Here is a 6,687-nt window from a genome sequence, read left to right on the forward strand (position 1 = left end):
CGCACGGTCCTCTTTCTCGTTGCTGGCAAGCTCGACTTGTCCGCCTTCAACCCCCATGCCTCATGAGCCCGTTACCCACTGCATTTTTAAAAGAGCCACAATAACTGAACGTTGAATAGACGACATCAGTTAGTATCTAGATCTTCGCTTACGGGTCAATACAGGGCAGGCTCTGCCTGTCGGCACCGACTGCAGTCGACCCTCAACGGAGGGTGGACCAGGCCCCACCTAATCGACAGCTCCCGGGGTACAACAGCCGTTCGTCGATTCGCATAGTTAGCCGGGTGCTCGGTCGTTGCGGTCATTGGCGATCCGTCTGCGGCTACCATGACCGAGCGTGCGCTTCCGGGAGATGCAGTCGGCGGTAGTCGTCCCTGAGCGGCCTGTTACTGTTCTCCGAAGCCGACGCTTCAATCGCTGGCAGCCGCAGTTCCATGGCTGCCAACCGGGTCCGTCGAACTGCCGGGAAGGCATTTCCTCGTCGAAGAACCGTGCGAGTCGCGGCGACTCATTCCACTTTCGCATCGTTCACACAGGTGCTAGTCTGCGTAATCTCGCGTTCTGGAGATTGCCAATGTCTACAAAGCGCAGCGCCGATGCCCCTGGAAAGAGCCGTAACAACAACGGACGAGTCCTTGCCGCGCCCGTATTCTCACAACCGCAGCCGACGCCAGACCCGCAGACCTTTGTCGTCAGGCACGCTTCGGACGCTGCCGCCTACAAAGCAATCGACGAGCTGAACCGCGAGCAGAAGCTGGAGGCCCTGCCCTTTCCTGCTCCTCGTGGAGGTGTTGAGCCGTGCGTCACACTGGCGGAGGTCCTTAATAATAACCAGCGCGTACTCGATCAAATCACCGCAAACGGCCAGATCGTCTTCCATTCGACCGGCGATTGCGGCAGCACCAAAGGGCCAAAAAACGCAGAACGAAGTCTCGGACAAGATGGTGAGCGACTTCGACGAGATCGATCCGGCAGAGGTGCCCCAGTTCAATTTCCTTCTCGGCGATATCGTCTACAGCTTTGGCGAGGCGCAGTACTATTACGACCAGTTCTACGAGCCTTATCGCGACTACCACGCACCGATACTCGCTGTGGCTGGCAACCATGATGGAATGATCTCGCCCCTGCAGCACGAGAAGAGTCTCCAGGCATTTCTTCGTAACTTCTGCTCTGACTGCTTTAAGGTTTCGCCCGAGGCCGGCAATCTGTCGCGCACGGCCCAGATTCAACCGGGCGTCTTCTTTACATTTGAGGCGCCCTTTGTCCGGATCATCACGCTATACAGCAACACGCTGGAAGACCCGGGTGTCATCGCGAACGCCGACATTGGGAACAGCCAGCTCGATTTCTTGCGATCTGCGCTAACCCGCGTCAAGAAAGAGCGGTACAGCGGCGCGCTAATCTTCGCTCATCATCACCCCTCATACGTTGTGCGTGGGCGGCATGGATGGAGCATCGAAATGCAACAGCAGATCGATACGATCTGCGACGAAGTCGGCGTCTGGCCGCATGCTGACCTCGCAGGGCACGCGCACAACTATCAGCGGTTCACGCGGACACGACCGGACGGGACGCAAATCCCGTACATCGTGTGCGGCAATGGCGGCCATAACGTCCAGCGGCTGACGACGAACGGTCAGCCACCGCTGCGGGCGCCGCAACTAATCCAGCCCGCATCCAACGGCACCGACGCGGTCGCCTTCGAGAACTACGACGACCAGAATTACGGTTATCTGCGCATTGTGGCAAACAGCGCACAGTTGCGGATTGAATATCATTCAGCCAGTGACGGACCGCATACGAAGGCACCCGACGATTCAGTGACCGTCGACCTGACAGCGCGCCAGCTGTCTCATTACGCCGCGCGTGACTCCGGCATATTCGCTCTGGCATCGCAGATTCACGCCCTCGCCGACACGAATACGATTGCGAAAGCGCAGACGAAAAGGCGCAAGAAAGGTAAATGAACGCGTTGAAGGTCAGTCGTTGACTCTACTTGGAGGCTGTCGCCGATCGGTCGCTGAGGCTCATTTTCCATCACGGACTCGATCGCGGACTGTCGACGAAGAACTGAGAGGCGTCGAACGGCCGCTCGTTGGCCGGTTTGCGTCTGACGTGGTCCCTCGTAATCTTAAATCCGAGAACTAAACACTATTTGCTGGTTGTTGCGCGGTAACTCCATCCGTCTGCAACAACCGAAGTACATGCATCGCCGTTTCTGCCGATTCCAGAGGAACAAAAATATGATCGTGGTACGCGCCTGCCACCACGTTACAGCTGATTCCGGAGTTACCCAATGCACTGGCGAATGCTGCGGTCAACCCCACCGCCTCCGAGGCTGAATTCACGGTCAACGTAATCCAGGCGCATTTGAAGAAGGCATTCAAACCGCTGATCCGCGCATCCACCTCACTCGTAACAACAGACAAGCCCTCGGGCTCGCGGATTGACGCAACAATGACGGCCGGGTCAATGGCGTTGCCGTCCTTGACCGAAGCAAACACAAACACCCCCGGGTTAAGCTCCGGCTCCAATGTTTTTAACAAGACAGAGAGATCCGAAACTGGGTTCATGTTACCTCCTGTGCGGCATCGCGCTCCACATCATTTAAGGCTCTGCTGGTTGGTGGATATCAGCGGATTGTCGACCAATTGAAGGCCAATGTCGAAGAGTGAAATTGGCCGGCCTCCGCCTGTAGGCGATCTTCGGCACGCGACCCGTTTCCGACGGTCACTCTACTCGGAGCTTACGTCGGATACCTGAGTGCTCCGGCCATTCGAGCCGACTCGGTCTTGCGGACGTTGTAACGCCAGAAGCCAAGGCAGCGGTGCGTAATGAATTTCCCGTGCTATCTTTTAAGTGGTTTACTCCTTCCGCCCGGGAGAGATCGTGGACGTCACCGCCTGGCTGCGCGGCCTCGGAATGGAACGGTACGAGCCGGCGTTCCGCGAGAACGCCATCGACGCGGACGTGCTGTGCAATCTGACCGTGGACGATCTGAAGGAACTCGGTGTCGCCTCGGTCGGGCATCGCCGAAAGCTGCTCGACGCGCTGGCTGAACTGCGGGCGCGAACCGGGCCCCGTCAAGCCGCCTTGGACCCAGCCGAAGCAAAGGGAGAACGACGTCAAGTCGCCGTGCTCTTCGCCGATCTGTGTGGCTTCACCGAAATGAGCCGCGAAGCCGATCCCGAAGAAATCGTCGCTTTGCTCGATCGATACTTCGAGCACGTCGATCGCATCGTCGAGCAGCACGGCGGACACGTCGACAAGCATGTCGGCGACGCCATCATGGCGGTGTTCGGTGCACCGGTCTCGCGTGGAAACGATTTCGAGCGCGCCGTGCGGGCAGCACTCGCGATTAGCGATGCGATGCCGAACCTGTCCCGCGCGCTGGAGCGCCAGGTCGTGGCGCATATCGGCATTGCGGGCGGCGAGGTCGTCGCAAGCAGCACCGGCAGCGCGACGTATCGGGCGTACACCGTCACAGGCGATACGGTCAACCTGGCCTCGCGTCTCACCGACGCGGCCGCGCGGGGAGAGATCCTGATATCCGAAGCCGTGCGGCGTCCCCTGGCTCATCGCCTCGACTGCGTCGAACGCGGCGCGCTTGCCGTCAAGGGCTTCGCGAACCCGGTCCCGGTGTGGTGCATCGCAGGTCTTCGACGCGCGACGCCGGGCTGGCTGTTCGTCGGACGCTGCGATGAGTTACGGCAGTTTCGGACAGTGCTTGAGGCGTGCCGCGAGACCGGGCGCGGACGCACGGTCGTGCTGCGAGGTGAGGCTGGCATCGGTAAAACGCGCCTCGTCGCGGAATTCGGACGCGACGCGCGGAACTCGGGATTCGCATGTCATAGCGGCCTCGTGCTCGATTTCGGCGCGGCATTCGGACGGGGCGCGGTCCAGTCTCTCGTGCGCGGTCTCTTGTCCCTGGACGACGCGGCCGACGTGAAAGCCTGTATGACCGGCATTGAGCGGGCCATCACCGGCGGTCTGATTGATGCCAGCGGCGCGCTCTTTCTCAAGGATGTGGTCGATGTACCACTGACGTTCGAGGACCGCACGGTCTACGAACCCATGGATAACGCGATGCGCGTTCGCAGCCGACTGGACGTGCTGACCCGGCTCGTGCAACGCGCGAGCCGCCAGCACGCCCGGGTACTGTCCGTCGAAGATGTGCATTGGTCCGATGGACAGACGCTTCGCGACCTCGCCGCGCTTTCCGCGACGGTGGCGGAGTGTCCGCCCGTGCTGGTGTTGAGTACGCGGACTTCGGGCGATCCGGTCGACGAATCGTGGCGCGCAGCCGCCGGCGCGCAATGCACGCTCATCGATCTCGGTCCGCTGAGCGCCTGCGAGGCGAACGTCATGGCCGATCGTTTCCCGGTGCGGAGGCAGACCTCGCGAAGCGCTGCATCGCTCGCGCCGCAGGCAACCCGCTGTTCCTCGAACAGTTGCTCAACAACGCGGAGGAAAGCGCGGCAAGCGGCGTGCCGGGTTCCGTGCGCAGTCTCGTGCAGGCACGGCTGGACCGGCTTCATCCTCAAGAAGGCCATCGCGCAGGTGGCTTCGGTGCTAGGCCAGTTCTTCGAGAAGGACGCGGTGGATCATCTTCTCGATGGCGCCGATGCGGCGCTGGAACCGCTCGAGACGTGTCATCTGTTGCGACGTCAGGGCGCCGGCTTCATCTTCGATCACGAACTCATTCGCGACGCCATTTACGACGGCCTGCTAAAGAGCCGTCGCCGTGAACTGCATCGTCGCGCCGCACAGTGGTATGCCGAGCGCGACGCCGTCCTGCGGGCCGAACATCTCGATCGCGCGGGAGACCGCGAGGCCGCGCTCGCTTATTTCGACGCGGCACGCTCACAGGCATCGCTCTATCGCCATCAATCCGCGCTCCGGCTGGTCGAACGAGGGCTGGCGCTCGCGGATGCGCACAGCGCGCACGTCGCACTCGAATGCCTGCGAGGCACGGTCCTGCACGACATGAATGATATGACGACGGCGCTCGCCGCATTCGAAACCGCCCTTGAACTTGCCGCGACCGACGACGAACGTTGCCGCGCGTGGATCGGACGCGCCACCGTGAAGCGGGTCATCGACGATCTCGACGGCGCCTGGACCGATGTCGATTGCGCCGCCGCAGCCGCAGGCCGGGGCCTTCTGCGCGAGGAGGCGCGCATTCACTTCCTGCGCGGAAATCTATGCTTCCCTCGTGGCGATAGCGACGGCTGCGTGCGCGAACACGGACAGAGCCTCGCGCTCGCTCGCGAAGCGGGCGACCCCGAACAGGAGGCGGCCGCGCTGGGCGGCCTCGGCGACGCCGAGTACATGCGCGGCCGGATGATCAGCGCACGCGACGCCTTCGGCCGCTGCATCGAAATTTGCCGACGCCACGGATACGCACGAATCGAAGCCGCCAACCTGCCGATGCGCGCCATCACGGACTGGTACGCGGGCAACGCGCAGACGGGCCTCGATACCGCACTCGCCTGTGTCGCCGCAGCGGAGAAGGTGGGGCATCTCCGCGCGCTTGCCGTGGCCCACCACGCCGCGTGGAAATTCCGGCACGATCTCGCGCAGTGGGATCGCGCGTGGGAGCATGTCGGCTCGGCGCTGCGGTGCGCGCGCGAGCTGAAATCGAGGCGGTTCGAAGCCGACGCAATCGCGCTTCGAGCGGAATTGCATCGCGTAGCAGGCCGGCGACGCGAAGCGCTCGACGACATCGGACAGGCGCTGGCGATCAGTCGTGAAACCGGCATGACCTATCTGGGAGCGAGCCATCTGGGCGTCCTTGCGCTGGCGACCGATGACGCGGCCATCTTCGAAAGCGCACTCGCGGAAGGGGAAGCTTTGCTCGACGCCGGTGCGGTGAGTCACAACCACTTTCGCTTTCGACGTGATGCGATAGACGCATGCATCGATCGGGGACTCTGGGATCGGGCCGCGCATCATGCCGCGGCGCTCGAGGAATACGCGCGCCGCGAGCCAGCGCCGTTTTCGACATTTTTTGTCGCCCGCGCGCGCTCGTCGCATACGCGAAGGGCGATCGAAGCCCGCTCTCGCTGGCCGAACTCGAGCGGCTTCGGCGGGAAGGCAGGAAGTTCGGTTTCCTTTACGCCCTCCCGCCCATCGATGTCGCGCTTTCGTAGCATGCAGACTCGTTCCAGGCGGTCGCGCATGACCGGTTCCTGCGCTGAGCCGACATCTGACCGTCACACTGATGATGCGACCGAACGACGCTTCCTGGGCCGCTTGCTGTCTGTCGCAACCTCCGAACCAGACCCGTTTCGGACGATGATGGGCAGGTCACGTCAACGGCTGCTTCCTGGTGCAATGGCCATCGGCGCCTGAGTGCTCATCGACCTCTGTGGTCTGCGCGGGCATTCGCTATACGGCGAGAGCGCATTATTCGCACTGTGCGATCGGGATACGGCTGCCTTTGTCCGAAATGCCTGGTAGCCGCGAACGTCGTGGACTACAGTATTTTTGCTATGCGACTTTAGAGCGTAGCTGACCTAGAAGTCAAAACCGCGCGGACTTTCGTGCAATCCCCTTCTGCACGTATCCGCCGGCACCGAGCGAAAGATGGCTACTCGGTGAAGGGCAGCGTCATTCATTACTCCGGCCCACGCCACACTCCTCAACACACGGCCGTGCCGACGACCTCGCGTTCTCTCGTCGCTT

4 protein-coding genes are annotated in these 6,687 nt (G+C 61.9%); 2 read left to right on the forward strand and 2 right to left on the reverse strand.

Features of this window, described 5'->3' with window-relative positions:
* Positions 1 to 652: 652 nt before the first annotated feature.
* Positions 653 to 880, reverse strand: a complete 228-nt coding sequence (locus AWB66_RS34765) for a hypothetical protein (protein WP_235021347.1) — start codon at positions 878 to 880, stop codon at positions 653 to 655.
* Positions 881 to 944: 64 nt separating this feature from the next.
* Here AWB66_RS34765 and AWB66_RS31820 point away from each other — a divergent pair, with 64 nt between their 5' ends.
* Positions 945 to 1,967 (forward strand): metallophosphoesterase family protein, encoded by a 1,023-nt coding sequence (locus AWB66_RS31820; RefSeq protein WP_235021348.1) that lies wholly within the window; start codon positions 945 to 947, stop codon positions 1,965 to 1,967.
* A gap of 177 nt (positions 1,968 to 2,144) precedes the next feature.
* On the opposite strand, the gene AWB66_RS31825 is transcribed toward AWB66_RS31820, so the two are convergent.
* On the reverse strand, positions 2,145 to 2,573 hold the full coding sequence (locus tag AWB66_RS31825; protein WP_087633966.1) for an ACT domain-containing protein: 429 nt from the start codon (positions 2,571 to 2,573) through the stop codon (positions 2,145 to 2,147).
* A gap of 316 nt (positions 2,574 to 2,889) precedes the next feature.
* On the opposite strand from AWB66_RS31825, the gene AWB66_RS31830 reads away from it, so the two are divergent.
* Positions 2,890 to 6,354 (forward strand): adenylate/guanylate cyclase domain-containing protein, encoded by a 3,465-nt coding sequence (locus AWB66_RS31830; RefSeq protein ID WP_235021349.1) that lies wholly within the window; start codon positions 2,890 to 2,892, stop codon positions 6,352 to 6,354.
* The last annotated feature ends 333 nt before the right edge of the window (positions 6,355 to 6,687 follow it).

The organism is Caballeronia telluris (assembly GCF_001544495.1).
GTDB classification, from domain to species: domain Bacteria; phylum Pseudomonadota; class Gammaproteobacteria; order Burkholderiales; family Burkholderiaceae; genus Caballeronia; species Caballeronia telluris.

Coding starts and splice junctions, on each gene's coding strand:
- AWB66_RS34765 (WP_235021347.1), bottom strand. CDS start 880: ATGGAAGACGATCTGGCCGTTTGCGGTGATTTGATCGAGTACGCGCTG.
- AWB66_RS31825 (WP_087633966.1), bottom strand. CDS start 2,573: ATGAACCCAGTTTCGGATCTCTCTGTCTTGTTAAAAACATTGGAGCCG.